This is a genomic window from Enterobacter sp. JMULE2 (assembly GCF_013337145.1).
Classification (GTDB): domain Bacteria; phylum Pseudomonadota; class Gammaproteobacteria; order Enterobacterales; family Enterobacteriaceae; genus Enterobacter; species Enterobacter mori.
Genome location: NZ_SGWD01000015.1, coordinates 130,155 through 152,821, shown reverse-complemented (window position 1 = coordinate 152,821; position 22,667 = coordinate 130,155). Strand labels below are relative to the sequence as shown.

The 22,667-nt window shown below is 56.3% G+C and carries 23 protein-coding genes and 1 other RNA gene; 7 read left to right on the top strand and 17 right to left on the bottom strand.

From position 1 onward, the window contains the following. Nucleotides 1-31: 31 nt before the first annotated feature. Nucleotides 32-856 (top strand): nickel/cobalt efflux protein RcnA, encoded by an 825-nt coding sequence (locus EXW94_RS18760; protein ID WP_174340727.1) that lies wholly within the window; start codon nucleotides 32-34, stop codon nucleotides 854-856. Nucleotides 857-892: 36 nt separating this feature from the next. On the opposite strand, the gene EXW94_RS18755 is transcribed toward EXW94_RS18760, so the two are convergent. The 3 genes from EXW94_RS18755 to EXW94_RS18745 all read right to left on the bottom strand — a co-directional run bounded on the left by EXW94_RS18755 (nucleotide 893) and on the right by EXW94_RS18745 (nucleotide 5,848). Further along, entirely contained in the window at nucleotides 893-3,985 is a 3,093-nt protein-coding gene (locus EXW94_RS18755) for a beta-galactosidase (protein ID WP_174340726.1), read from the bottom strand. Nucleotides 3,986-4,088: 103 nt separating this feature from the next. Next, a complete protein-coding gene (locus EXW94_RS18750) occupies nucleotides 4,089-5,159 on the bottom strand; it encodes a LacI family DNA-binding transcriptional regulator (protein WP_174340725.1) in 1,071 nt (356 codons plus the stop codon). 77 nt (nucleotides 5,160-5,236) lie between these two features. Beyond that, a complete protein-coding gene (locus tag EXW94_RS18745; RefSeq protein ID WP_010428145.1) occupies nucleotides 5,237-5,848 on the bottom strand; it encodes a YitT family protein in 612 nt (203 codons plus the stop codon). Nucleotides 5,849-5,935: 87 nt separating this feature from the next. Between EXW94_RS18745 and EXW94_RS18740 the strand changes: the two genes are divergently transcribed. Continuing rightward, nucleotides 5,936-7,357: a PLP-dependent aminotransferase family protein gene (locus tag EXW94_RS18740; protein WP_108415725.1), complete on the top strand. Its 1,422-nt coding sequence runs from the start codon at nucleotides 5,936-5,938 to the stop codon at nucleotides 7,355-7,357. Nucleotides 7,358-7,426: 69 nt separating this feature from the next. Here EXW94_RS18740 and EXW94_RS18735 read toward each other — a convergent pair whose 3' ends face one another. The 3 genes from EXW94_RS18735 to ffs form a co-directional block, all read right to left on the bottom strand. Continuing rightward, complete coding sequence (locus tag EXW94_RS18735) at nucleotides 7,427-7,642, bottom strand: hypothetical protein (protein WP_010428144.1); 216 nt, start codon at nucleotides 7,640-7,642, stop codon at nucleotides 7,427-7,429. Further along, nucleotides 7,639-7,890, bottom strand: coding sequence for a hypothetical protein (locus EXW94_RS18730; RefSeq protein ID WP_006176926.1), 252 nt, complete (start codon nucleotides 7,888-7,890; stop codon nucleotides 7,639-7,641). The genes EXW94_RS18735 and EXW94_RS18730 overlap by 4 nt, the downstream gene beginning before the upstream one ends. A gap of 267 nt (nucleotides 7,891-8,157) precedes the next feature. Next, an RNA gene (ffs, locus tag EXW94_RS18725) (signal recognition particle sRNA small type) lies at nucleotides 8,158-8,254 on the bottom strand. Between the two features lie 170 nt (nucleotides 8,255-8,424). On the opposite strand from ffs, the gene EXW94_RS18720 reads away from it, so the two are divergent. Continuing rightward, nucleotides 8,425-8,736, top strand: a complete 312-nt coding sequence (locus EXW94_RS18720; protein WP_174340724.1) for an MGMT family protein — start codon at nucleotides 8,425-8,427, stop codon at nucleotides 8,734-8,736. Nucleotides 8,737-8,769: 33 nt separating this feature from the next. Here EXW94_RS18720 and EXW94_RS18715 read toward each other — a convergent pair whose 3' ends face one another. Next, nucleotides 8,770-9,297, bottom strand: coding sequence for a YbaY family lipoprotein (locus EXW94_RS18715; RefSeq protein ID WP_126816825.1), 528 nt, complete (start codon nucleotides 9,295-9,297; stop codon nucleotides 8,770-8,772). A 203-nt stretch (nucleotides 9,298-9,500) separates the two neighbouring features. Here EXW94_RS18715 and tesB point away from each other — a divergent pair, with 203 nt between their 5' ends. Further along, nucleotides 9,501-10,361, top strand: a complete 861-nt coding sequence (gene tesB, locus EXW94_RS18710; RefSeq protein WP_089599328.1) for an acyl-CoA thioesterase II — start codon at nucleotides 9,501-9,503, stop codon at nucleotides 10,359-10,361. A gap of 95 nt (nucleotides 10,362-10,456) precedes the next feature. Here tesB and amtB read toward each other — a convergent pair whose 3' ends face one another. From amtB to EXW94_RS18685, 5 genes are all read right to left on the bottom strand, one after another. Then, nucleotides 10,457-11,743, bottom strand: a complete 1,287-nt coding sequence (gene amtB / locus EXW94_RS18705) for an ammonium transporter AmtB (RefSeq protein WP_042714776.1) — start codon at nucleotides 11,741-11,743, stop codon at nucleotides 10,457-10,459. Nucleotides 11,744-11,778: 35 nt separating this feature from the next. Continuing rightward, nucleotides 11,779-12,117 (bottom strand): P-II family nitrogen regulator, encoded by a 339-nt coding sequence (gene glnK / locus EXW94_RS18700; protein WP_008503304.1) that lies wholly within the window; start codon nucleotides 12,115-12,117, stop codon nucleotides 11,779-11,781. Nucleotides 12,118-12,339: 222 nt separating this feature from the next. Beyond that, nucleotides 12,340-14,121 (bottom strand): SmdB family multidrug efflux ABC transporter permease/ATP-binding protein, encoded by a 1,782-nt coding sequence (locus EXW94_RS18695; protein ID WP_148400310.1) that lies wholly within the window; start codon nucleotides 14,119-14,121, stop codon nucleotides 12,340-12,342. Further along, nucleotides 14,114-15,868, bottom strand: coding sequence for a SmdA family multidrug ABC transporter permease/ATP-binding protein (locus EXW94_RS18690; RefSeq protein ID WP_174340723.1), 1,755 nt, complete (start codon nucleotides 15,866-15,868; stop codon nucleotides 14,114-14,116). Before EXW94_RS18690 ends, EXW94_RS18695 begins: the two co-directional genes overlap by 8 nt. Nucleotides 15,869-15,898: 30 nt before the next feature. After that, the gene (locus EXW94_RS18685; RefSeq protein WP_010428130.1) at nucleotides 15,899-16,357 is read right to left on the bottom strand and encodes an Lrp/AsnC family transcriptional regulator; all 459 of its coding nucleotides are present in this window, start codon (nucleotides 16,355-16,357) and stop codon (nucleotides 15,899-15,901) included. Between the two features lie 115 nt (nucleotides 16,358-16,472). Here EXW94_RS18685 and EXW94_RS18680 point away from each other — a divergent pair, with 115 nt between their 5' ends. Beyond that, a complete protein-coding gene (locus EXW94_RS18680) occupies nucleotides 16,473-17,519 on the top strand; it encodes a PLP-dependent cysteine synthase family protein (protein ID WP_174340722.1) in 1,047 nt (348 codons plus the stop codon). Nucleotides 17,520-17,559: 40 nt separating this feature from the next. Here EXW94_RS18680 and cof read toward each other — a convergent pair whose 3' ends face one another. Continuing rightward, on the bottom strand, nucleotides 17,560-18,378 hold the full coding sequence (cof, locus tag EXW94_RS18675) for an HMP-PP phosphatase (RefSeq protein WP_174340721.1): 819 nt from the start codon (nucleotides 18,376-18,378) through the stop codon (nucleotides 17,560-17,562). A 102-nt stretch (nucleotides 18,379-18,480) separates the two neighbouring features. Here cof and EXW94_RS18670 point away from each other — a divergent pair, with 102 nt between their 5' ends. Together EXW94_RS18670 and queC are read left to right on the top strand one after the other, a co-directional pair. Beyond that, nucleotides 18,481-20,181: an SgrR family transcriptional regulator gene (locus tag EXW94_RS18670; RefSeq protein WP_148400309.1), complete on the top strand. Its 1,701-nt coding sequence runs from the start codon at nucleotides 18,481-18,483 to the stop codon at nucleotides 20,179-20,181. A gap of 66 nt (nucleotides 20,182-20,247) precedes the next feature. After that, on the top strand, nucleotides 20,248-20,943 hold the full coding sequence (queC, locus tag EXW94_RS18665) for a 7-cyano-7-deazaguanine synthase QueC (protein WP_148400308.1): 696 nt from the start codon (nucleotides 20,248-20,250) through the stop codon (nucleotides 20,941-20,943). A gap of 2 nt (nucleotides 20,944-20,945) precedes the next feature. Here the strand turns inward: queC and EXW94_RS18660 are convergent, their stop codons facing one another. The 4 genes from EXW94_RS18660 to EXW94_RS18645 all read right to left on the bottom strand — a co-directional run bounded on the left by EXW94_RS18660 (nucleotide 20,946) and on the right by EXW94_RS18645 (nucleotide 22,542). Further along, nucleotides 20,946-21,275, bottom strand: a complete 330-nt coding sequence (locus tag EXW94_RS18660) for an addiction module antidote protein (protein ID WP_108415718.1) — start codon at nucleotides 21,273-21,275, stop codon at nucleotides 20,946-20,948. Beyond that, entirely contained in the window at nucleotides 21,262-21,615 is a 354-nt protein-coding gene (locus EXW94_RS18655) for a type II toxin-antitoxin system RelE/ParE family toxin (RefSeq protein WP_108415717.1), read from the bottom strand. Before EXW94_RS18655 ends, EXW94_RS18660 begins: the two co-directional genes overlap by 14 nt. 48 nt (nucleotides 21,616-21,663) lie before the next feature. Continuing rightward, entirely contained in the window at nucleotides 21,664-22,062 is a 399-nt protein-coding gene (locus tag EXW94_RS18650; RefSeq protein ID WP_023334709.1) for a YbgC/FadM family acyl-CoA thioesterase, read from the bottom strand. A 99-nt stretch (nucleotides 22,063-22,161) separates the two neighbouring features. Then, entirely contained in the window at nucleotides 22,162-22,542 is a 381-nt protein-coding gene (locus EXW94_RS18645; RefSeq protein ID WP_174340720.1) for a helix-hairpin-helix domain-containing protein, read from the bottom strand. Nucleotides 22,543-22,667: the final 125 nt, after the last annotated feature.

The following is a 22,667-nucleotide window of genomic DNA, read 5'->3' as shown; positions in this document are numbered from 1 at the left end:
ATCAGAGCACCATTTTCTCCCGGAATGTTCAATGAACGATTTTGCTTCTCTCCTTCAACAGGGCAACGCCTGGCTGTTTGTGCCCAGCGCTATTTTGCTCGGTGCACTGCATGGCCTTGAGCCGGGCCACTCAAAAACGATGATGGCCGCTTTTATCGTGGCGATCCGCGGGACGCTTAAGCAGGCGATCCTTCTCGGGCTTGCCGCAACCCTGTCTCACACGGCGGTGGTCTGGATCATTGCAATGGCGGGATTATGGTTTGGTCGGGGCTGGGATGCTCATACGTCTGAGCCCTGGTTCCAGTTGATCTCTGGCGTGTTGATCATTGCGATCGCGCTCTGGATGGCCTGGCGCACCTGGAAAGAGAGCCAGCCGCACGAGCATCATGATCATGACCACGACCACGACCACGACCACGACCACGACCATCATCATGATCATCACAACCATGGCCATCAACTGGTTGAAGAAGAGTGGCAAGACGCCCACCAGCGTGCGCATGCCCAGGATATTAACCGTCGTTTCAACGGACAAAACGTCACTACCGGGCAGATCGCCCTGTTTGGCCTGACGGGCGGGCTTATTCCCTGCCCGGCGTCCATCACGGTGCTGCTGATTTGCCTGCAGCTCAAACATTTCGCACTCGGCGCAACGCTGGTGTTCAGCTTCAGTATTGGTCTCGCACTGACGCTGGTGGCTTCAGGCGCGATTGCCGCCTTAAGCCTTAAGCACGCGACGAAGCGCTGGCCGGGTTTCAACGAGTTTTCGCGAAAAGCGCCCTGGATATCTGCGGCACTGATTACCCTCGTCGGGTTCTACATGAGTCTTCACGGGCTGAGCGGAATTTTATCCTGAGCGACGCGGCCACCCGCGGTGGCCGCGACTGGCGCGCTACAGTGCGTTCTGATGCCAGCTAAAGGCGTAGCGAAGCTGACGATGTTGCAGGATGAATTCAGGTGAAACGCTTGGGCTCCAGGAATCATCACCGCCAACGCCCATATGGAATGCATCCAGATTGAGCCAGCAGCCCGGCTCATCGCGCAGTAAGTGCTGATGCGTTGTCTCACGAAGCTGCTGTTGGCTGTGGCGGCTGACGGAGAAATGGAAATTTCCCTGAAGCACGTGCGCCCCGCAGGCGAGTTCTCGGGTGTCACAGCGTAGGCCGTTTTCTGTCGGGAAAATGTAGGGGGTCTGCATCGCATCGAGCGGCAACGTCCAGCGCCCCTGCTGCGCCGCCAGCTTCCTGTCCGGATAGTTCTCGAACGGCCCCAGCCCCAGCCAGCGCACCGTATCCGGTACCTGTGCAAACTGGACGCTCAGGCCGATACGCGCGGGCTCGGGAATATCGGACGCCACTTGCACCTGCACATCGCCATGCAGCACGCCGCAATCGTCAATCCGCCAGACCTTATGGCTCAAAAACAGCGCCTTACCGCGATACTCCCAGACGTGTCGCGTGGTCACGACCACGTCATTGGCATGCGGTTCCGCTTCACACATAAGCAGGCGCGCAGACATCTCAATCATTCCGGCCGCTTTCCAGCGTTCAACCCAGGCATTCGGATCGATTTGCGTGGCTTCGCTCACGCCAATGTCATTATCCAGTGGCGCACGGGTAAAGTTATCCGTCAGCGGCGAGCGCAGCGTTTCAACGCCCTTGTTCCACCACTGCGTCAGATTTCCCGAGGCGCGATCGAACCGCCAGCGTTGCTCTCCATGGGTAATGTCCAGCACATCATCCTGCTCTGTGAATACCGGCGGGATCCCGACTGCCCGCGGTGGCGTAACGTACAGCGGCGTCGGAAGCAGCCACTGATCCCACGCGCAGCGATGATTCGCCGGTGACCAGGCTGTTGCCTGCGGCTGGATAACCTCCACATTAAGCCAGACCTCCCCCGGCCCGGCCGTCAGCGTCGGCAGCGAGATTTCCAGACGCTGCTGCCCCTGAGGGGGAATGGAAAGCGCAACCTCACCCTGAGCCAGCACCTCCCCGTCGCGGGTAACCGACCATCTCGCCACGTCGTTGTCGGTATGGCGGAACAGGTAATCACTTTTCACCTCAACCACCAGAGGAGAGGTACTCACGCATGTAAAGGTGAAAAACTGCTGCGCGCGCTGCGCTTCATACAGCGCCGGATGCGGCGTGCGATCCGGGAATACCAGACCATTCAGGCAGAACTGTCGGTCATTCGGTTTATCGCCGAAGTCACCGCCGTAAGCCCAGAAGGGTTTGCCGTTTTCGTCTTTCTTCGTCAGCGCCTGGTCGACCCAGTCCCAGACGAACCCGCCCTGCAGGCGCGGATGACTGCGAAATGCCTGCCAGTATTTGGCGAACCCGCCAAAGCTGTTGCCCATCGCGTGGGCATATTCACAGAGGATCAGCGGGCGAGTTTCATCCGGCATGCCGATCCATTTTTTGATTGCCCATTTTGGCACCGCCGGGAACGGCTGGTCCTGATCAACACGAGCATACATCGGACAGACAATGTCGGTTGCCGCCGTATTCGCCCCACCGCCTTCGTACTGCACGGGGCGCGTTGGATCGGTAGTTTTCAGCCAGCGGTAAAGCGCATCATGGTTTGCACCGTGCCCGGACTCATTCCCCAGCGACCAGATGATAATGGACGGATGGTTACGATCGCGCTGCACCATGCGGGTCACGCGTTCACTCATGGCTGGCAGCCAGCGGGGATCGTCAGCAAGACGGCTCATTGGCACCATGCCGTGGGTTTCGATATTGGCCTCGTCCACAACGTACAGACCGTAGCGATCGCAAAGCTTGTACCACAGCGGATGATTCGGATAATGCGAGCAACGGACGGCGTTAAAGTTGTGCTGCTTCATCAGCTCGATATCGCGGCGCATCGTCGCTTCATCCATCACCTGCCCGTTTTCCGGATGATGCTCATGGCGGTTCACGCCCCGAATCAGCAGCGGTTTACCGTTGAGCTTCAGCAGACCCTTGCTGATTTCAACCCGGCGAAAGCCGACGTCGCATGCCTCGACGTCCAGCACATCACCCTGTGCGTCCCTAAGCGCAATTGTCAGCCGGTAAAGTTCAGGCGTTTCCGCACTCCACAGTGCGGGATCTTTGACGGGGATCGCCACCGCTAGCCGCTCGGCCCAGCGGCCTCGCTCGTCAACCACCGCAGAGCCGGGGCGTTGCGTGACGCTGGCGCATTTTTCGCCGTTTCGCCACAGAGTGATGACCACTTCGCAGGCAGAATAGCAGGACCCTGCCAGCGCGACGTCGATGTTAAGCATTGCGCGGTCGCACTCCACGTTGAGATCGGTCACAACGTGGTAATCCGCAATCTGCGTCTCAGGCTTATGCAGCAGCGATACGTCACGGAAAATACCGCTCATGCGCCACATGTCCTGATCTTCAAGATAGCTCCCGTCGCACCAGCGCAACACCATGACCGCAAGACGGTTCTGGCCTGAACGCAGCGCTGCCGTGAGATCAAACTCGGCGGGCAGGCGGCTGTCCTGGGAATAGCCAATCCACTGGCCGTTGCACCAGAGATGGAATGCTGAGTTTACCCCGTCGAAGATAATGCGGGTTTGCCCGCCGTGCAGCCAGGCGTCATCCATCTCAAATGTGAGCGAGTAACAACCGGTAGGATTCTCTGTCGGAACGCAGGGCGGATTGACGGGGATCGGATAGGTCACATTGGTGTAGATCGGCGTATCAAAGCCCTGCATCTGCCAGTTCGAAGGAACGGGCATCGCGACGGCATCGGTATAATCCTCTTCTACCCATGCCTGCGTAACCTGTTCTGGTGCTGCAAAAAAGCTAAACTGCCACACCCCGTTGAGAGAACGTTTGTTCGGGGTTTTCGCCTCTTCTCTGGCAGAGGCTTCGTCACGCCAGCTGTGAAACGGCGCGTGGGCCGCCAGGCGATTCCACTGCGTCACCCCGGGGTTTTCCCAGTCCCGACGAGCCAGAAGTGCGCTGAGGGTCAGCGTTGATGTGTCAGACATAATAACCTCTTTGCGAAGCGCTCACAATTTCAGTCAACATGCCCTGGCAACAGAGAAGGGTAAAGTGTGCGATCCTCACGTAGCGAGCCGGATCACAAAAGATTTATCCCCGCGCGATTTTTTCAGCCAGCAATGCCAGATTTCTCAGTTGATGGGCAAGCTCTTCCCGCTCAACCCGATCGGCTGCGCGACGGGCGCTCGAATGGCGCGCGATCAGCGTGACGGGAAGCTGCTCTTGCCAGCATTTTTCACTTCTCGTCGGCGTCAGCAGCCATTCCACGCTGCGCTCGCCCGCCTCACGAAAAGCCTGCCGAACGGTGGTCAGCGGCGGTGAAAACCAGGCGCTGTCAGCCGTATCATCAAACCCGACAATCGATATTTGGCCCGGTATAGCAATGCCCTTCTCAACGCAGGCGCGCATCACGCCCAGTGCCATTTGATCGTTCGCGACCAGAATGGCGTCAGGTAGTTGCGATCCGGATAAAAGCTGGTGGCCTTTTTCATATCCGGAGGCGGCGCTCCAGTCGCCATGAACCTCGTCAGCGGCTTCAAGACCGGCTTGCACCAGGGCCGTTTTCCACCCCGCCAGACGCGCACGCGCTGAAACGGAACTCTCTGGTCCACTGAGAAGAGCGATGCGCTGATGCCCCAAAGAAATCAGATGTTCCGCGCCCAGCGCGGCCCCCTGCCCGGCGTTAAATACCAGACTGTTGACCTGCGCTGAAGGGGAAACATCGAGGAACAGAACAGGCACAGGCAAAGCCATTTTCTGAAGCTGCTCTGCGTCAGGATCGTCCAGCGGGACATTGACCAGTAAGGCTTCCACACGCTGAGCCAGCAGTTCCTGCACCGCAGCCTGGCATTGCTGAACATGCTCCACCATTGAAATTAAGACGCTTGCCCCCTGCTCTGCCGCGCGGGATTTTACCGCTGAGACAATTTGCGAGGGTGCATGCAGAGCCAGATCGGTGGTGATCAGTCCCAGCGTACGGGTCCGTTTCCCCGCCAGCTGCTGTGCGCCCCGATTAGGCACGTAGTGCAGTTCGGCCATCGCCTGCTGCACCTTTTCCCGCGTGCGGGTGGAGACGTGCTCCGCGCCATTAATCACGCGGGACACGGTCTGGTAAGACACCCCCGCGAGGAGGGCAACGTCATAGAGTGTGATCGCTTTCATGCAGTCCGGCATCGCTTGATAACAAGCCGCTATTCTGGCACAGCGACGCCATTAAAACATGTGAGCGCTTCGCAAAATTAAACAACCCGCTCTGGCTGAGGAACCGTCTCGATACGCGGCTTTTGACGGAACCACGGCAAACAGAGCTGGATAAGCGGGCCGATGGTCAGGGCGTAAATCACTGTCCCCACACCAAATGAACCGCCAAGCAGGCAACCGATAATCAGAACAGAGACTTCAATAGAGGTGCGCACGCTGCGGATTGACCAGCCTAACCGGGCGTGGATCCCGGTCATCAGGCCGTCGCGCGGACCTGACCCAAAACCTGCACCGATATACATCCCGGTTGCTATGGCGTTCGCGACGATCCCGGACACCAGCAGCGCGATGCGGACAGGCAGCGAACTCAACTCAGGGATTAAGGCCATTGAAGCATCTGCCGCCAGGCCAATACAGATAACGTTACTGAGGGTGCCCAGCCCGGGCATCTGACGCAGCGGGATCCACAGCAGAAGCACCGCCGCACCGGTCACAATGATGACCGTACCAATGGTCATCCCCGTTTGTAAGGCCACCCCAAGGTGAAAGACGTCCCACGGATCGACGCCCAGATCCGCACGAATAAACATCGCGGTGGAAAGGCCATAAAGCCCTAAACCGACATAAAGCTGTAGCAGACGACGTACCATTTTTTATCTTCTCCAGTGAACCAGAGTTTTATATTGGGTCAAAATGGCTCTATGATTAATGTCCAGTTTCTAAATAGTGGACTGCATATGTCATCTCGTCGTTTTGGAAGCCAGTCTCTGGCACGCCTTTTAGGCCACTGGCAACAATCCTCGTCGCGTACGCCGCTCTGGCGTCAGCTGGCCGATGCATTACGTCTGCTTATTCTGGATGGCAGACTGGCGCTGAATACGCGGCTACCGGGTGAGAGGGAATTAGCCAATACGCTAAACGTCAGCCGAACCACCGTTGGCAGCGCGCTCGCCCATCTGCGGGAAGAGGGTTATCTGGAAAGTCGCCACGGCAGCGGCTCACGCGTGATCCTGCCGGATACCCGCGCGGTACCGACGCTTTCTGCGGCCAGCGCGGCGCTGGACCTGTCCACCGCCGCACTCAACGCCGGGCCCGAAATCCATCAGGCGTATACCCATGCGCTGACGGCGATTACCCAGCACCTTGCGCTGACGGGCTATGACCAGCTCGGGTTGCCCGCGCTGCGGGAAGCCATTGCCGCACGCTATACCGCGCGCGGGCTGCCAACGCGGGCAGACGAAGTGATGGTCGTAAATGGTGCCGTCAGCGGCTTTGCGTTGGTATTGCGCATGATGACCGGGCCAGGCGATCGCATCGTCGTCGACCATCCAACCTACCCGCTGGCGATCGCCGCTATTCAGGGGGCACTCTGCCGACCGGTAGGCGTATCACTGCCTGAAAGCGGCTGGGATACCGACGGTTTCGCGGCAACGCTTGCCCAAACGGCCCCGCGCCTGGCCTACCTGATGCCGGATTTTCATAATCCAACGGGACGCTGTATGGACGCCGCCACCCGTCAGACGATCACCGACATCGCCGCGCGGACGCGTACCACGCTGGTCGTGGACGAAACCATGCTCGATCTCTGGTTTGATGCGCCGCCGCCGCCCCCTCTGGCAGCGTTTAATCCTGGGGCAGCGGTGATTACGCTGGGCTCTGCCGGGAAAAGCTTCTGGGGTGGACTGCGTCTCGGCTGGATCCGCGCCTCTTCACGCACCATCGCGGCGCTCGCTCAGGCGCGCGATACGCTGGACCTCGGTTCCCCTATGCTGGAACAGCTGGCAACGCTGTGGCTTATCGAAAACAGCGACACCTTTTTGCCCGCTCGCCGGAAAATGCTGGTGGAACGACGGAACAGGTGCGGGGAACTCCTGCGCGAGCATTTCCCGGACTGGACCTTCCATGAAGCCGAAGGCGGGCTTTCGTACTGGATTGAACTGCCGGGGATGCTGGCAACGCAGCTCGCCGCACGGGCTGAGACGATTGGGATCAACATGGGGACCGGCACGCGGTTCGGTCTTTCAGGGGCATTTGATCGCTATTTGCGTATGCCTTTCTCACTTGAACCGGAAGAACTTGAGCAAGCGTTATTGAGAATCAAGCCGTTGTGGCTCGCCCTGAACCAAACCACGCCCTCGATTAAACGGAGCCTGGTGTAAAATTTTTTCGTAAATAATAAAAACAGCTGACTGTCATAGAGGCAGTCAGCTGTTTTCACCGATCAGGAATTAGTGCTGAGGAGGAATCGGGAAACCTTTCAGTGAAATAACAAAATCTTCACCCTCTTTCTTTATTTTTGCGCCGGTATCACACCAGTCAGACGCAATACGAAAGAACTCATCACTTCCTACATTCCAGCCAAGACGTACATGTTTGACGTAGCCTGAACGCAACAGATCGCAGGCCTCTTTGTAGTCATGGGCGGTCGACAGTTGTTGTTTCATTTTCTCTTCTTCAGAAGTTTACGTAGTGCCTTGATTTCTTTAGGAGTAAATGGAGAAACGCTCTCTTCTTCCGTATGCTGATTATCAATATCCTCTTCCGATACTCCCGCCTCTTCTACTGCTTCAAACGCCAGCAGCAGCAGTTTCTCTGTGGTCACGCTTAAATTCTCATTATTTACTTCGGCATAGTGGCGAAGTCTTTCTTTTAGCGCTTCATCAATTTTAACATTCAAAACCGCAGTAGCCATAATTGTCACTTCCCTTCGGAAACCGTGTTTAATTTAATACACGAAGTTAACTTTCTAATCCAGATATATATTTTTTGCTTATGACGGAAAAAAGACACCCGATAATAAAATGACAGTCTATTATTACAGGTTTATGACAATATTATTTCAGTTAAATGAAAGATATATTTCCGGGCTTATAAAAACCACTTTATCTATAAGGATTAATAGCCTGAGAGCAAAGGTATCTAAAGCAGAAGATTTTTTGGGGGAAGAAATGGGTGGGGGCCCTGCCAGCTACATCCCGGCACACACGTCGTCTGCCCTGGCTGCTTCCTTCCGGACCTGACCTGGTGAACAGAGTAGCGTTGCGGGAGAACCAACAGAGCCCCCATTGAGAGCGTTGTTAACCAACGCGCTGGCGCATTATCCCTATGCCGCCCGTCAATTGCAAGCCATGGGCATCTGGATGCTGGTTTATTGCGCAAACTTAAGCGGCAATCGCCTTCATCTTCGTTTACCATCACACTTCATTACGACCCACTGGAGTGATAAATGGACGAACATGACTCTTTCCCGCAACGCGTGTGGCAAATCGTGGCCTCCATCCCGGAAGGGGTTGTCACCACCTACGGTGAGGTAGCGCGTCTTGCAGGCTCACCGCGTGCGGCACGTCAGGTGGGTGGCGTTCTGAAGCGGCTCCCGGAAGGAAGTGCTTTGCCGTGGCATCGTGTGGTGAATCGTCACGGTGCCATTTCGCTTACCGGGCCGGATTTGCAGCGTCAGCGTCAGGCGTTATTGTCAGAAGGTGTGCAGGTGTCAGGTTCGGGACAGATCGATTTGCAGAAATACCTTTGGGTGTACTGAACCCTCTCCCGCAGGAGAGGGTAAAGGCAGGAATTACAGCTGCGTAGGTGGGGTTGCGACAGCCGGCTGGTTAGTCTGAGGCGCAAGCGGAACTTCCGTTTGCTGCACCGGGACCAGATTCAGGTCAACTTTTGTTCCACCGTTGTTAATCGCTTCGTGCACCGTGTCGGTAATAAAGACCAGTTTATCGTTGATCGTTACCGCCGCACTCAGCAAGATACGCGCATTTGGCTGCACATCTGCTGGGTTGTAAGGCAGTACGAAGCTAAATGGTGCCTGTTTACCTTCGGTGCGAACCGCACGCTGCGCCAGCACTTTCGACGGTGCATCAGCCAGTGAAGCATCAGACAGCGTTACCGTTAATACCGCATCCGGCGGCAGAGCCACTCTTTGCTTGATCCAGATCGTACCGGACACATTTGGCTGCTGAATTGACTGCTGTGAAAGTGTAGTAATCCCGTTCGGGTCAGCTGCGGGCACCGGCACCTGAGCGCTCTTACCTGCACAGGCGGACAACGCCACCGCAATAGCTATACCACTTAGCATAGGCACGAGTTTCATTGAAGTCTCCTTATCATCAATGCACCAGCGGGATCGATCCCATCCGATGTCGTTTCATTCACATAACGTATTCAAGTGTGGCACAAATCAATGATTAACGCCTGAATTCCCCCCGATATTCAGACTAATCTACCCATCGGACCACTTTCATTTCTGCGTTATACTCTGCGTATCTTTCGCCACGGCGTTTATTGAGGACGACTATGAGTCAGGCACTGAACAATCTGCTGACATTACTGAATCTGGAAAAAATTGAGGAAGGACTCTTTCGCGGACAGAGCGAAGATTTGGGTTTACGCCAGGTCTTCGGTGGGCAAGTCGTGGGACAAGCGCTGTACGCAGCCAAGGAAACCGTCCCGACCGACCGTCTGGTGCACTCCTTTCACAGTTACTTCCTACGCCCTGGCGATAGCGCAAAACCCATTGTCTATGACGTTGAAGTGCTGAGAGATGGCAACAGTTTTAGTGCTCGCCGCGTGGCAGCCATTCAACATGGCAAACCGATCTTTTACATGACCGCCTCTTTCCAGGCGCCTGAACCGGGCTATGAGCATCAAAAAGTGATGCCGCCAGCCCCTTCGCCTGACGATCTCAAATCGGAAACCGATATCGCCCGCGCGCTGGCGCATCTGCTTCCGCCGCAGGTAAAGGAGAAGTTCCTCTGCGATAAGCCGCTTGAGATCCGCCCTGTTGAATTCCATAACCCGATGAAAGGCCACACTGCAGAACCGAAACGTCAGGTCTGGATGCGTGCCAACGGTACAGTGCCGGAAGATCTCCGCGTTCATCAGTACCTGCTGGGCTATGCGTCTGACTTTAACTTCCTGCCTGTGGCGCTGCAGCCGCACGGCGTGGGGTTCCTGGAAAAAGGGATGCAGGTCGCCACCATCGACCACTCGATGTGGTTCCACCGTCCATTCAACATGAATGAGTGGTTGCTCTACAGCGTGGAAAGTACGTCGGCATCAAGCGCGCGCGGCTTTGTGCGGGGAGAGTTTTATACGCAGGATGGCGTGCTGGTGGCCTCGACGGTGCAGGAAGGGGTGATGCGTAATAGAGGGTGATGTAAAAAGCCCGGTGGCGCTACGCTTACCGGGCCTACGGATTGTGCAGTTGTAGGCCGGGTAAGGCGAAGCCGCCACCCGGCAAGACACTCAGATCATGCGTTATACGCATTCTCGCCGTGGCTGTTGACGTCCAGACCCTCGCGTTCCTGCTCTTCCGGTACGCGCAGGCCGACAGTCATGTCCGCCAGCTTATAGCCAATAAAGGCCACGACAGCAGACCACACAACGGTGATGGCAATACTTTCCAGCTGTACCAGCACCTGGTGAACCATGGTGACGCCTTCCGCATAACCCACGCCGCCCAGTGATTTGGCTGCAAAGATCCCGGTCATGATACAGCCGACAATGCCGCAGACGCCGTGGACGCCAAATACATCGCAAGGGTCGTCAACGCGCAGAACACGTTTCAGAGCGGTAACGCCCCACAAACCCGCAAGGCCTGCAACCAACCCCACCAGCAGCGCACCACCTACACCCACGTAACCACAGGCTGGCGTGATACCGACCAGACCGGCAATAGCACCCGAACAGGCACCCAGCAGAGACGGTTTACCGCGAACGGCCCACTCGCCAAAGACCCAGGAGAGGATTGCACCCGCCGTTGCGACAACGGTGTTCACGAAGGCCAGCGCGGCGATTTCGTTAGCGGCACTTGCAGAGCCTGCGTTGAAGCCAAACCAGCCAAAGTAGAGAATCGCCGTACCGGTAAACACCATCGGCAGGTTGTGCGGCTTGAACGCTTCTTTCCCGAAGCCCACACGTTTGCCAATCAGGTAGGCACCCACCAGGCCCGCGACTGCGGCGTTGATGTGTACAACGGTGCCGCCCGCAAAGTCCAGCGCACCATGGCTCGCCAGCAGACCGCCGCCCCATACCATATGCGCGATAGGCACATAGGAGAGCGTCAGCCAGACCACCACGAAGATCAGAACGGCAGAGAAACGAATACGCTCAGCAAGCGCACCCACAATCAGCCCGACGGTGATGCAGGCAAACGATCCCTGGAAAGCGACGTGGATGTACTGATAGAAGCTGCCCATCAGCGCGGTCAGCTCGATATTTTTCAGCATCACCCAGTCGAAGTTACCAAAGAACGCATTGCCCGTGCCGAACGCCAGCGAGTATCCGTAAACTACCCACAGCACGCAGACCAGCGCGAACGTTACCGCAACTTGCGTCAGCATGGAGAGCACGTTCTTGCCGCGGATCAGGCCGCCGTAAAACAGCGCAATGCCCGGAATGGACATGAACAGCACCAGCGCGGTGCTAATCATCATAAAGGCGTTATCGGCTTTGTCTGCCACGGCAGGCGCAGCCAGAGCCAGGCCCGGCAGCAGTGCCAGCGACCCCAGAGCCGTTTTGAGTGTTGCTATCTTCATTTTCTCGATCCCTATCACTGTGTGCCAGGAGTTACTTACAGAGCCGCTTCGTCAGATTCGCCGGTACGAATGCGAATGACGCGCTGCAGTTCGGCAACGAAAATTTTGCCGTCGCCAATTTTGCCGGTGTAGGCCGCTTTGCTGATGACATCAATGACCTCATCAAGCTGGTCATCCGCAATCGCGACATCGATTTTTACTTTTGGCAGGAAATTCACGCTGTATTCCGCACCGCGATAAAGCTCGGCATGACCCTTCTGACGACCAAAGCCTTTCACTTCGGTGACAGTCAGTCCCTGAATACCCATTGAAGACAACGCTTCACGTACGTCTTCGAGTTTGAATGGTTTGATTACAACCGTAACCAGCTTCATAAATCCCCTCCAGTCAGAATTCGGTAATGGCCGCAGCTAACACGTAAGGGACATTGCAAGGGGTGTGCCAGAATTGAAAACAGCGAGAAAACGGCGGGCAATGAGCCAGGAATGGGGTTCAATACCGAACGGGTGAAAAAAAACGCACCATGGCAGTGCACAGTGCGTTTCAGTTTTGCACCAACAGGAATGACTGTTAGCAGCTTGCCTGTTTTTGGTGCATCAGGCGCTCAGCGACTCTTCTTCGCGCGCGCTGGCTGCCAGCTCTTCACCTGCCAGCTGCAGCTGGTACATCTGCCAGTAGCGTCCTTTCTCTTCCAGCAGTTGTCTGTGCGTACCTCGCTCAACGGCCTGTCCACGATGCAGCACCAGGATGGTATCGGCATCGACAATGGTTGAGAGGCGATGCGCGATGACCACCAGCGTGGTGTGATCCCGAACAGCGGCTAGCGCCTGCTGGATGGCCTGCTCGGTACCGGAGTCAATGCTGGCCGTCGCTTCATCGAGAATCAGCACCTGCGGCGTTTCAATCAGCACGCGCGCCAGGGCCAGCAGCTGTTTCTGCCCTACGGAGAGGTTATTCCCCTGCTCGCCTAGTTTCGTATTGATACCCTCACTGAACCCGCGCGCCAGATCGGCCAGCTGCACTTTCTCCAGCACCTCCCAGACCTGTTCCTGGGTAAAAGGCCGACCCAGCGTGACGTTAGCGTAGAAGGTATCGGCCAGTACGACCGGGTCCTGTTGCACCATGGCGACGCCCTTACGCAGCACATTGTGGCTGAGTGATGCAAGCGGGCGTCCATCGAGGCGGATCTCACCTTGCGTTAACGGATAGTAGCCCATTAACAGACTGGCGAGCGTACTCTTGCCGCTGCCGGTATGCCCCACCAGCGCCACGAAGCCGCGCGACGGTACCTCAAGATTAATGTCCTGTAAGACAAGCTGGTCATCGCGGTAAGCAAACGAGACCTTATCAAAAGCAATCGAACCGCTTTGCAGAGGACGTTCATCATCGCCATAGGTTTGACGCGGTCTGTCCATCAGCTCGAACACGCGTTCACCGGCGACCACCGCCTGTTGCAGCATCGATTGCTGGGTAGTGAGCTCAATTAGGGGTTCGTTAAGGCGCCCCAGATAGCTGATGAAGGCATAGAGCACCCCAACCTCAATGGTTCCACGCGTTGTCAGCCCAAACAGCATCAGCAGCCCACAGAGGACCAGCGCCGAGAACAGGCTAAGCAATGGACGCAGCAGGAAGCCGTCCAGACGTAACGTCTGCATACGCGCCATATAGTGCGAACGGCTGGCTTCGCCCATGCGCTCGCCAAAGCGCGCCTGCTGGCGGAACTGCTGGATGACGCTCATGCCGTTGATCACTTCATTGAAGCCATCATTGATGTCGGCCAGATAAGCGCGCACCCGGCGAACAATCGGCGTGCTGTAGCGCTGGTAGATCACCATAACGATCAGCACCGCCGGGAAGATAGTGATCGCCACCAGCGCCATACGCCAGTCGAGGCTGAACATGGCGACCAGCATCGCACCGATTAGCGCGGCGCTGCGCAACACGGTTGCCACTACGGTGACGTAGAGATCGCGGATCACTTCAGTATCGTTGGTCACGCGCGAAATTACCTGCCCGACCGGCTGGGTGTCAAACTCGCTCAGCGGCTGGCGCAGCGCGGCATCCATGACATCCGTACGCAGCTGCTGCACCACGCCCACGGCTGCCCGGTTAAAGAGCAGCGACTGGGCATAGTGCAGCCCTGCCGCCGTTAACTGTAGCCCAACGTAGGCCACACCTAAGCCTGCGACCAGCCCCCACGGCAGATAGCTTTTCGCCACCATATTGTCGATGAAATAGCTGATAAGCAGGGGGCCGCTGACTTCGGCAATCGCCGCAATCCACAGCAGAAGCACGGCAACCGAAAGCGGTTTACGCCATGGCGAACCGTAGGCCAGAAGGCGTTTGAGCGTCGGCCACATTGTTCCGAGCTTACGCATGGGTCGCCTCCTCATCCAGCGCCGCTTCCAGCTGCTGATAACGATACATGTCGCGATACCAGCCCGGCTGTTCCGCCAGCTGCTCGTGCTGCCCGCGCTGGGCGATATGCCCATGCTGCAACACCAGAATTTCACTGGCTTCCGTCAGCGCCGACAGTCGGTGGGCGCTGATGATCACCGTGCGTCCTTCTCCCCACTGACGAAGATTGTGCAGGATCTGATGCTCAGTACGACCATCAACGGCGGAAAGCGCATCGTCCAGGATCAGGATTTCAGCATTCAGCAGCAGCGCACGCGCGATCGAAATTCGCTGCTTTTGTCCGCCTGAGAGCATCACCCCGCGCTCGCCGACTTCCGTTTCATAGCCCTGCGGCAGACGCAAAATATCGTCATGAACGCTGGCTAAGCGCGCCACATGTTCAATCTCGTCCTGTGTTGCCGAAGGATGACCGAGGGCGATATTGTTCGCGATGGTATCGGAGAATAAAAACGGCGTCTGGCTCACCACCGCCAGGCGGCTACGCCAGCCGTCCAGCAGCAGGTTCGACAAGGGAATGTCATGAAAACGAATATCGCCCTGCGTCACGTCGAAGTGGCGCTGCAGCAGAGAGAGAACGGTGCTTTTTCCGGCTCCCGTTGGGCCGCAAATTCCCAGCATCTGTCCGGGCTGCAGCGTGAAGTTCACGCTTTCGAGCACCGGATGCGTCGTCTGCGGATAGCTAAACGACTGAATATCGGCTTTCACGGTTCCGCGCCCGTCGGGAACGGCTTCGCTGCCGTCCTTCACCACCGGCGCTTCCGCCAGCATCGCGCGAATACGGCTGTACGCGGCGCTGCCGCGCTCAACGATGTTAAACATCCACGCCAGCGCCAGCATCGGCCAGATCATCAGCCCCAAATACATGGCAAAGCTGGTCAACTGACCGAGGGTCATGGAACCCTGCACCACCATCCAGCTCCCGCCGCCAATCGCCAGCATATTCGCCATGCCGATGGCGATATAGATCGTCGGGTCAAACCGGGCGTCAATACGCGCCACGCGCATGTTTTTCGCGCCGGTATCCGCCGCATCGGCGGCAAACAGTGCGGACTGCCTGTCTTCCAGGCCGAAGGCTTTGATCATGCGGATGCTGGTCATACTCTCCTGGGTGCGATCGTTGAGCGATGAAAACGCCGCCTGCGCCAGCTTGAAACGCTCGTGGAGCTTTTCACCGTAGCGGTTGATCGCCAGCGCCATCAGCGGCATTGGCAGCAGCGCCAGCAGGGTCAGTTGCCAGCTAATCTGGGTCGACATCACAATCAACACAGCGCAGCCCATGACCAGTGAATCCACCAGCGTCAGCACCCCTTCCCCGGCGGCAAAGACCACGCGGTCCACGTCGTTGGTAGCGCGCGCAATGAGGTCACCGGTCCGGTGGCGCAGATAAAATTCAGGATGCTGGCGGCTCAGTTGGCGGTAAAAATCTTCACGCAGCTCAACGGCCAGCTGATAGGACGCACCGAATAAGAGCACGCGCCAGACGTAGCGCAGCAGGTATACAATCACCGCGGTCAGCACCAGCGTGCCGACCCACATCAACACCCGTGCGGTGGTGTAATGCTGTTCGGTGACGCCATCCACGACGTACCCCACCACTTTCGGCGGGATCAGCTGCAGGATGGCAATGATAATAAGCAGGCATACCGCGCCGAGGTAGCGTTGCCACTCCCGACGAAAGTACCAGCTTAATTGGGCAAATAATCGCACGCGGTTTGTTCCTGAAGGTATTTTTCGAAGTTATTCAATGGGTAATGCTGTGGTGTATTTTATCTGTTCCATCGCGAAGCTTGAGGTGACATCCGACAAGCCCGGTACGCTGTTGACCAGCCGCTTGTAGAAATCATCATAGCGCTTCATATCGGCCACCTGGACGCGCATCAGGTAATCGTATTCTCCCGCCATACGCCAGAAGCCGAGCACCTCGGGCATCTCAGAAACCTGAGTGACAAAGCGGCAATACCATTCGCTGCTGTGGTGCTGCGTTTTTATCAGGACAAAGGCCGTCAGTCCAAGCCCCAGTTTTTCGGGATCTAATAACGCCACACGGCCCAGCAGCACGCCGTCATCTTCCAGCTTCTTGAGGCGTTTCCAGCACGGTGTGGTGGTCAGATTAACGGCATCTGCTAACGCCTGCAAAGAGAGGGTGCAGTCCGTTTGCAACAATGAAAGCAGCTTGCGGTCAATTTTATCTAGCATACCCACCTCGCAGAGAAAATTTTTCTCCCTACATTCTATTTTAAAGGCCAGATAGCAACAATTTTTTCTGTGCTTTTCGCTATGCTAGGCACAAAATGACAAACGGATAACTACGATGAATAGCACCTGGGTTAAACATGCGATCAGCGAAATCAATGCCGACTATCAGCGCTCGGCGGATACGCACCTGATTCGCCTTTCCCTGCCGGGATTTGACGGCATTCAGCTCTATCTGAAAGACGAAAGCACTCATCCTACCGGTAGCCTGAAGCATCGTCTGGCACGTTCCCTGTTCTTATACGGTTTATGTAACGGCTGGATTAAAGAAGGCACCACTATCATTGAATCCTCATCCGGTTCAACGGCGGTGTCTGAAGCCTATTTTGCCCGCCTGCTGGGCCTGCCGTTTATCGCGGTGATGCCTTCCTGCACTGCCAGACGCAAAATCGAACAGATCGAATTTTACGGCGGACGCTGCCACTTTGTGGAAAGCGCCTGCGAAATCTACGCCGCCTCTGAAATGCTGGCGCGCGAGCTGAACGGCCACTATATGGACCAGTTCACCTTCGCCGAGCGAGCCACCGACTGGCGCGGCAATAACAACATTGCCGACAGTATTTTCCGCCAGATGACCCACGAGCCGCACCCGGTTCCGTCGTACATTGTAATGAGCGCCGGTACGGGCGGCACGTCTGCCACTATCGGCCGCTACATCCGCTGTCAGGGCTACGATACCCAGCTGATGGTGGTTGACCCCCAGAACTCCGTGTTCCTCGACTACTGGCAAAACCGTAACGCCGAACTGCGTAGCCCGGTGGGCAGTAAAATTGAAGGGATTGGTCGCCCGCGCGTGGAACCCTCTTTCATTCCCGACGTCGTGGATGAGATGATGCGCGTGCCGGATGCCGCAAGCGTGGCAACGGCGCACTGGCTGGAGACGCAGCTTGGCCGCAAAGTGGGCGCGTCGACGGGCACCAATATGTGGGGCGCACTGCAGCTTGCCGCACGCATGCGCGAAGAGGGCCGCACCGGTTCCATCGTCACGCTGCTCTGCGACAGCGGCGAGCGTTATCTCGAGACCTACTACAACGCGGAGTGGGTGCAGGCCAACATCGGCGATATCGCCCCGTGGAAAGCGCAGATTGCAGAGCTGGTGAAATAAAAAAAGCCAGACCGAAGTCTGGCTTGCTGGAAGGGTCTCACTATTCGGGGGAATACGGGAGGTTGTTGTTGTCCAGCCAATGCGTCAAAAAATGGGACACCGCTTCATTGCCGCAGTGTCCGATAACCGGCAGATGGGGAAGTTCTGCTTTTAGCTGCGCCATCGCATTCCCCATGATCAGACCGCGACCGACGCTGCCCAGCATCTCGCGGTCGTTCATGGCGTCGCCAAACGCCATGCAATCCTGCATCGTTAAGCCCAGGTGGTCGCTCAGAACCGCCAGGGCTGAACCTTTGTTACAGCCCACCGGCAGCACTTCCAGACAATCCACCGCCGAGAAGGTCAGATGCGCCCGGTCGCCCAGCGCCTCATTCAGCTGAATCCGTAAGCAACAGAGATCGTCATGATCGCCGCAAAAGCAGATCTTGGTGACCGCATGGGCGGGGATCCGTCGCAGATCGATAAGCTGGTATTTAAAGCCGCTGTAAACATGCGCGTGCAGTAATTCCGGGATTTCGCTGCCGGTAAACCAGCCCCCATCGTTAAAGACGTGGATGCTGGCCTGTGTATCCCAGGTGCTGTGCAGCACGATATCCGCCACTTCAGGGTTGAGATCCTGTCGGTGCAGCACATCGCCTTCCACAGAGTGAATTCGCGTCCCGTTGCCGGTGATCAGAAAGGCGTCGAGGGAAAACGCGCCCAGCAAATGGCGCATTTCCAGCACATGACGACCGGTGGCAAACGTCAGGGTGACATCACGCTCGCGCAGGCGCTTCAGGGTACTCAGGGTTTTCTCCCCCAGACGGTGATCCGGCATTAACAGCGTGCCGTCCATATCAAATGCCGCAAGCCTGGCCATGATTACTCCTGAAAATGTGAAGCGATTAACTTGTGTATCAGTATCGTGTGAGATATACGGAAGTAATAGTGAATAGATGATAATTATTGTTCCGGGTTTCTTATGCGCCAGCTTAATCGTCTTAATCAGTATCAGCGACTGTGGCAACCTTCCGAGGGTGCAACGCAACAGGTCACTATCAGCGAGTTGGCCGCCCGCTGTTTTTGTAGCGAGCGGCATGTCCGAACGCTGCTGCGTCAGGCTCAGGAGGCAGGATGGCTCAGCTGGCGAGCGCAGTCTGGTCGCGGAAAGCGGGGTAAGCTGACGTTTCACGTCACCCCGGAATCGCTGCGCAATGTGATGATGGAAGAGGCGCTGAAAAGCGGGCAGCAACATAACGCCCTCGAACTGGCACAGCTTGCGCCTGAGGATTTACGTGCGCTGCTGCATCCATTTCTGGGCGGCCACTGGCAAAATGATACGCCTACGCTGCGTATCCCCTACTACCGCTCGCTGGATCCCCTTCATCCCGGATTTTTGCCCGGTCGGGCGGAGCAACATCTGGCCGGGCACGTTTTCTCCGGGCTGACGCGCTTTCACGGCAGCGGCAGCGAACCGACGGGGGATCTGGCGCACCACTGGGAGGTCTCGGCAGACGGCATGCGGTGGCACTTTTACATCCGTTCCACCCTGCACTGGCATAACGGCGATAAAATCGAGACGGCACAGCTTCAGCGAAGCCTGACGGCGCTGCTGGTGCTGCCAGCCCTGCGTAAGCTGTTTCAGAGCGTATTACGCATTGACGTCACCCACCCGCAGTGTCTGACATTTACCCTCCATCAGCCGGATCACTGGCTTGCGCACCGCCTGGCGACATACTGCAGTCGCCTCGCCCATCCCGACCAGCCCATGACGGGTAGCGGTCCTTTCAAACTGAGCGTGTTCGATCCTGAATTGGTTCGTCTGGAAAGCCACGAGCAGCACCATCTTAGCCACCCGCTGCTGAAAGCGATTGAATACTGGATCACGCCGACGCTGTTTGACTACGGACTTGGCACCAGCTGTCGTCATCCGGTACAAATCGCCATTGGCGAGCTTGATGAACTGGAAAACCTGCGGCTGGTGAGCAGCAGTACCAGCCTGGGGTTTTGTTATCTCACGCTGAAGCACAGCCCACGCCTGAACAAAATGCAGGCACAACGGCTGATCAATATCATCCATCTCTCGACGCTGCTGCACACGCTGCCGTTGAATGAGGGGTTGATCACGCCAACGGCAGAACTCCTGCCCGGCTGGGGTATACCGCAGTGGCCTGATTTAACGGATGTTCGTCTGCCTGAGACATTGACGCTGATTTATCATCTGCCGGTTGAACTCCACACCATGGCAAACCAGCTGAAACAGTATCTTACACAGCAAGGCTGTGAGCTAAGGGTCATTTTTCACGACGCCAAAACATGGGACGGATGCCAGCAACTGGCTGAGGCGGATATCATGATGGGTGACAGGCTGATTGGGGAAGCGCCAGAGTATACGCTTGAGCAGTGGCTACGCTGTGATGCGCTTTGGCCCCACCTGTTAAGCGCGCCACAGTTTGCTCATCTACAAGCCACGCTGGATGCGGTTCAGACCCAGCCCGATGAACTGGCGCGGCATGCTGGCCTGAAAGCCATTTTTAGCCAGCTTATGGAAAATGCGGTGATTACACCGCTATTTAACTACCAGTATCAAATCAGCGCCCCACCAGGCGTTAATGGTATCCGGCTTAATACCCGTGGCTGGTTTGATTTCACCGAAGCCTGGCTTCCTGCCCCCAAATCGTGAAGAAGCTGGTCGGCGCTGAAGTCAGGCGTTAACATACTGTTTTTACCGTAACTGTCGAGATGATTTATGAAACGTGCTGTCGTCGTGTTCAGCGGAGGACAAGATTCCACTACCTGCCTGGTTCAGGCTCTTCATCAGTACGATGAAATTCACTGCGTGACTTTCGATTATGGTCAGCGCCACCGCGCTGAAATCGACGTGGCCCGTGAACTGGCTCTGAAACTGGGCGCACGCGCGCACAAGGTGCTGGACGTTACGCTGTTAAATGAACTGGCCGTGAGCAGCCTCACCCGGGACAGTATTCCCGTCCCGGACTACGAACCCGATGCCAGCGGCATTCCGAATACCTTCGTGCCGGGCCGTAATATCCTCTTCCTGACCCTGACGGCGATCTACGCTTACCAGGTAAAAGCCGAAGCGGTGATCACGGGCGTGTGCGAGACCGACTTCTCCGGCTACCCGGACTGTCGCGACGAGTTTGTGAAAGCGTTAAACCACGCCGTCAATCTGGGGATGGCGAAAGAGACGCGCTTTGAAACCCCGCTCATGTGGCTGGATAAAGCCGAAACCTGGGCGCTGGCGGACTACTGGGGCAAGCTGGACCTTGTTCGCAGCGAAACCCTCACCTGCTATAACGGCATCAAAGGCGACGGTTGCGGCCAGTGTGCCGCCTGTAACCTGCGTGCGAATGGGCTGAACCATTATCTTGCCGATAAAGTCGGCGTGATGGCCGCGATGCAGAAAAAAACCGGGCTTAAATAGGCCTACTTGACCGTGCTGTCGAACAGTTTCACACCGGCAGCACGGGTGACCTTCATCAGCGTTGTCAGAGTTGGGTTGCCGTTATCAGACAAGGTTCGGTATAGCTGCTGACGGGAAAGACCCGATTTAGCAGCAATTTCACCTATGCCGCCGCGGGATTCGATGACCTGACGGAGTGCAATGAGATAGGCAGGGATCCCCTGATCTTCATAAATTTCTTCCAGTGCTATTTGCAGGTAAAGTTGAGCATAGGAAGGGTTCTCACGAAGCATTTTCACAACCGCATCGTGATGACTGACAGAACTTGAATATTGTCGTTTAGAGGTGCTCATCTGTTTTTCCTTTCGATAGATGATCTTTCAAGTAATCTACCGCCTGTTTAACATCTTCTCTTTGACTCTTCTTGTCACCCCCGATGAGTAACAACAAGACCCTCTGATGCTCTACGGCAAAATAGATCCTGTAACCGGGACCACTATCAATTCGCATCTCCCAAACACCTTCTCTAAGGTATTTGTAATCTCCAAAATTACGTTTTATTGCGCGGTTAATACGCATAAGGATCCGTAAAACGGTCTCCGGATCCTTACGCCTCATCCTTGCTACCCACTCCTCGAACGGAATTTTTCCGTCACGGGTCCGGTAACGTTCAACAACGTAGTCCCTGTCCATTATTCTATCCCTGAAAAATCCTTTTGTCTTTTATAAAAGACAAATTTTCTAAGCGATCATCAGCTCCAGCTTTTCTCGCAACTCCCCTTCCAGCGGCAGCGCTTTCTGCGTTTTCAGATCGATACAGACAAACGTAATCATCGCATCAGCTACCACCTGCCCTTCCGGGTCTAGCGTCACCACCTGGCTTAACACCCCGCTTTTGCCATTGATCTGTTGCACCTGGCTGGTCACCGTCAGTACATCGCCCAGCACGGCCGGACGGCGGTAGTTGATGTTGATATTGACGACCACGAACGCGATGTTGTGCGCGGTCAGCCACTGAAAGCTTTCGCTGTTTTCCAGCCCGTCCCAGCGCGCCTCTTCAAGAAACTCAAGATAGCGGGCATTGTTCACGTGCTGGTAAACGTCGAGATGGAAACCGCGTACTTTGATTTTTGTCTGCATAGCGCAATAGCCTTTACTGTTATTGTAGGATGAGAGGTCATAACTGGTATGACCTCTTTATCCTGGCAAAATTTGGCCGCAGTGCAAGAAATTGCGTAATTACAACGTCAGGTGTGAGAGGTTGCGCTCAACCAGCGCGCTCCCCATTCCCGGTACCTGTTTGAGATCGTCGACCGTTTTGAAAGGACCATACTCTTCGCGGTAGCTGACGATAGCCTGCGCTTTTTTCAGCCCGACGCCATTCATGACGCGGGCGAGATCTTCCGCAGAGGCCGAATTGATGCTTACCCGCGTACCGTCATCATCGGTATTTTTACCGACGTCAGTCGCTTTGGTTTGCCCCTGCACCGACGCTGCCGCGTCAGACTTGCTCTGCGTAGCCTGTGGTTTAGCGGCGGGCGTCACCGCCAGCGCGCCCGCGCTCATCCCGGTGGTGGCAATGGCCAGCGTAATTAACAGTGCTTTGATTCCACGTTTCATGCTGTTATCTCCTTGTTTGTTGACAGCCACGTCACGATAGCCGCCGGGTAAAACGGGCACAAACAGCAGATTGCAGAAATGGAAAAGGCCGCGAAAGCGGCCTTTAGTTTTTGCAGAGCGTTACG

Excerpts from the sequence above, each read along its gene's own strand:
- EXW94_RS18745 (WP_010428145.1), bottom strand. The coding sequence starts at position 5,848 with ATGGTACGTCGTCTGCTACAGCTTTATGTCGGTTTAGGGCTTTATGGC.
- EXW94_RS18660 (WP_108415718.1), bottom strand. The coding sequence starts at position 21,275 with ATGAGCACCTCTAAACGACAATATTCAAGTTCTGTCAGTCATCACGAT.
- queC (WP_148400308.1), top strand. The coding sequence starts at position 20,248 with ATGAAACGTGCTGTCGTCGTGTTCAGCGGAGGACAAGATTCCACTACC.
- EXW94_RS18740 (WP_108415725.1), top strand. The coding sequence starts at position 5,936 with ATGTCATCTCGTCGTTTTGGAAGCCAGTCTCTGGCACGCCTTTTAGGC.
- EXW94_RS18755 (WP_174340726.1), bottom strand. The coding sequence starts at position 3,985 with ATGTCTGACACATCAACGCTGACCCTCAGCGCACTTCTGGCTCGTCGG.
- EXW94_RS18655 (WP_108415717.1), bottom strand. The coding sequence starts at position 21,615 with ATGGACAGGGACTACGTTGTTGAACGTTACCGGACCCGTGACGGAAAA.
- EXW94_RS18715 (WP_126816825.1), bottom strand. The coding sequence starts at position 9,297 with ATGAAACTCGTGCCTATGCTAAGTGGTATAGCTATTGCGGTGGCGTTG.
- EXW94_RS18650 (WP_023334709.1), bottom strand. The coding sequence starts at position 22,062 with ATGCAGACAAAAATCAAAGTACGCGGTTTCCATCTCGACGTTTACCAG.
- EXW94_RS18730 (WP_006176926.1), bottom strand. The coding sequence starts at position 7,890 with ATGGCTACTGCGGTTTTGAATGTTAAAATTGATGAAGCGCTAAAAGAA.
- EXW94_RS18645 (WP_174340720.1), bottom strand. The coding sequence starts at position 22,542 with ATGAAACGTGGAATCAAAGCACTGTTAATTACGCTGGCCATTGCCACC.
- tesB (WP_089599328.1), top strand. The coding sequence starts at position 9,501 with ATGAGTCAGGCACTGAACAATCTGCTGACATTACTGAATCTGGAAAAA.
- EXW94_RS18750 (WP_174340725.1), bottom strand. The coding sequence starts at position 5,159 with ATGAAAGCGATCACACTCTATGACGTTGCCCTCCTCGCGGGGGTGTCT.
- EXW94_RS18760 (WP_174340727.1), top strand. The coding sequence starts at position 32 with ATGAACGATTTTGCTTCTCTCCTTCAACAGGGCAACGCCTGGCTGTTT.
- EXW94_RS18695 (WP_148400310.1), bottom strand. The coding sequence starts at position 14,121 with ATGCGTAAGCTCGGAACAATGTGGCCGACGCTCAAACGCCTTCTGGCC.
- cof (WP_174340721.1), bottom strand. The coding sequence starts at position 18,378 with ATGGCCAGGCTTGCGGCATTTGATATGGACGGCACGCTGTTAATGCCG.
- EXW94_RS18735 (WP_010428144.1), bottom strand. The coding sequence starts at position 7,642 with ATGAAACAACAACTGTCGACCGCCCATGACTACAAAGAGGCCTGCGAT.
- amtB (WP_042714776.1), bottom strand. The coding sequence starts at position 11,743 with ATGAAGATAGCAACACTCAAAACGGCTCTGGGGTCGCTGGCACTGCTG.
- EXW94_RS18685 (WP_010428130.1), bottom strand. The coding sequence starts at position 16,357 with ATGCTAGATAAAATTGACCGCAAGCTGCTTTCATTGTTGCAAACGGAC.
- EXW94_RS18680 (WP_174340722.1), top strand. The coding sequence starts at position 16,473 with ATGAATAGCACCTGGGTTAAACATGCGATCAGCGAAATCAATGCCGAC.
- EXW94_RS18720 (WP_174340724.1), top strand. The coding sequence starts at position 8,425 with ATGGACGAACATGACTCTTTCCCGCAACGCGTGTGGCAAATCGTGGCC.
- glnK (WP_008503304.1), bottom strand. The coding sequence starts at position 12,117 with ATGAAGCTGGTTACGGTTGTAATCAAACCATTCAAACTCGAAGACGTA.
- EXW94_RS18670 (WP_148400309.1), top strand. The coding sequence starts at position 18,481 with ATGCGCCAGCTTAATCGTCTTAATCAGTATCAGCGACTGTGGCAACCT.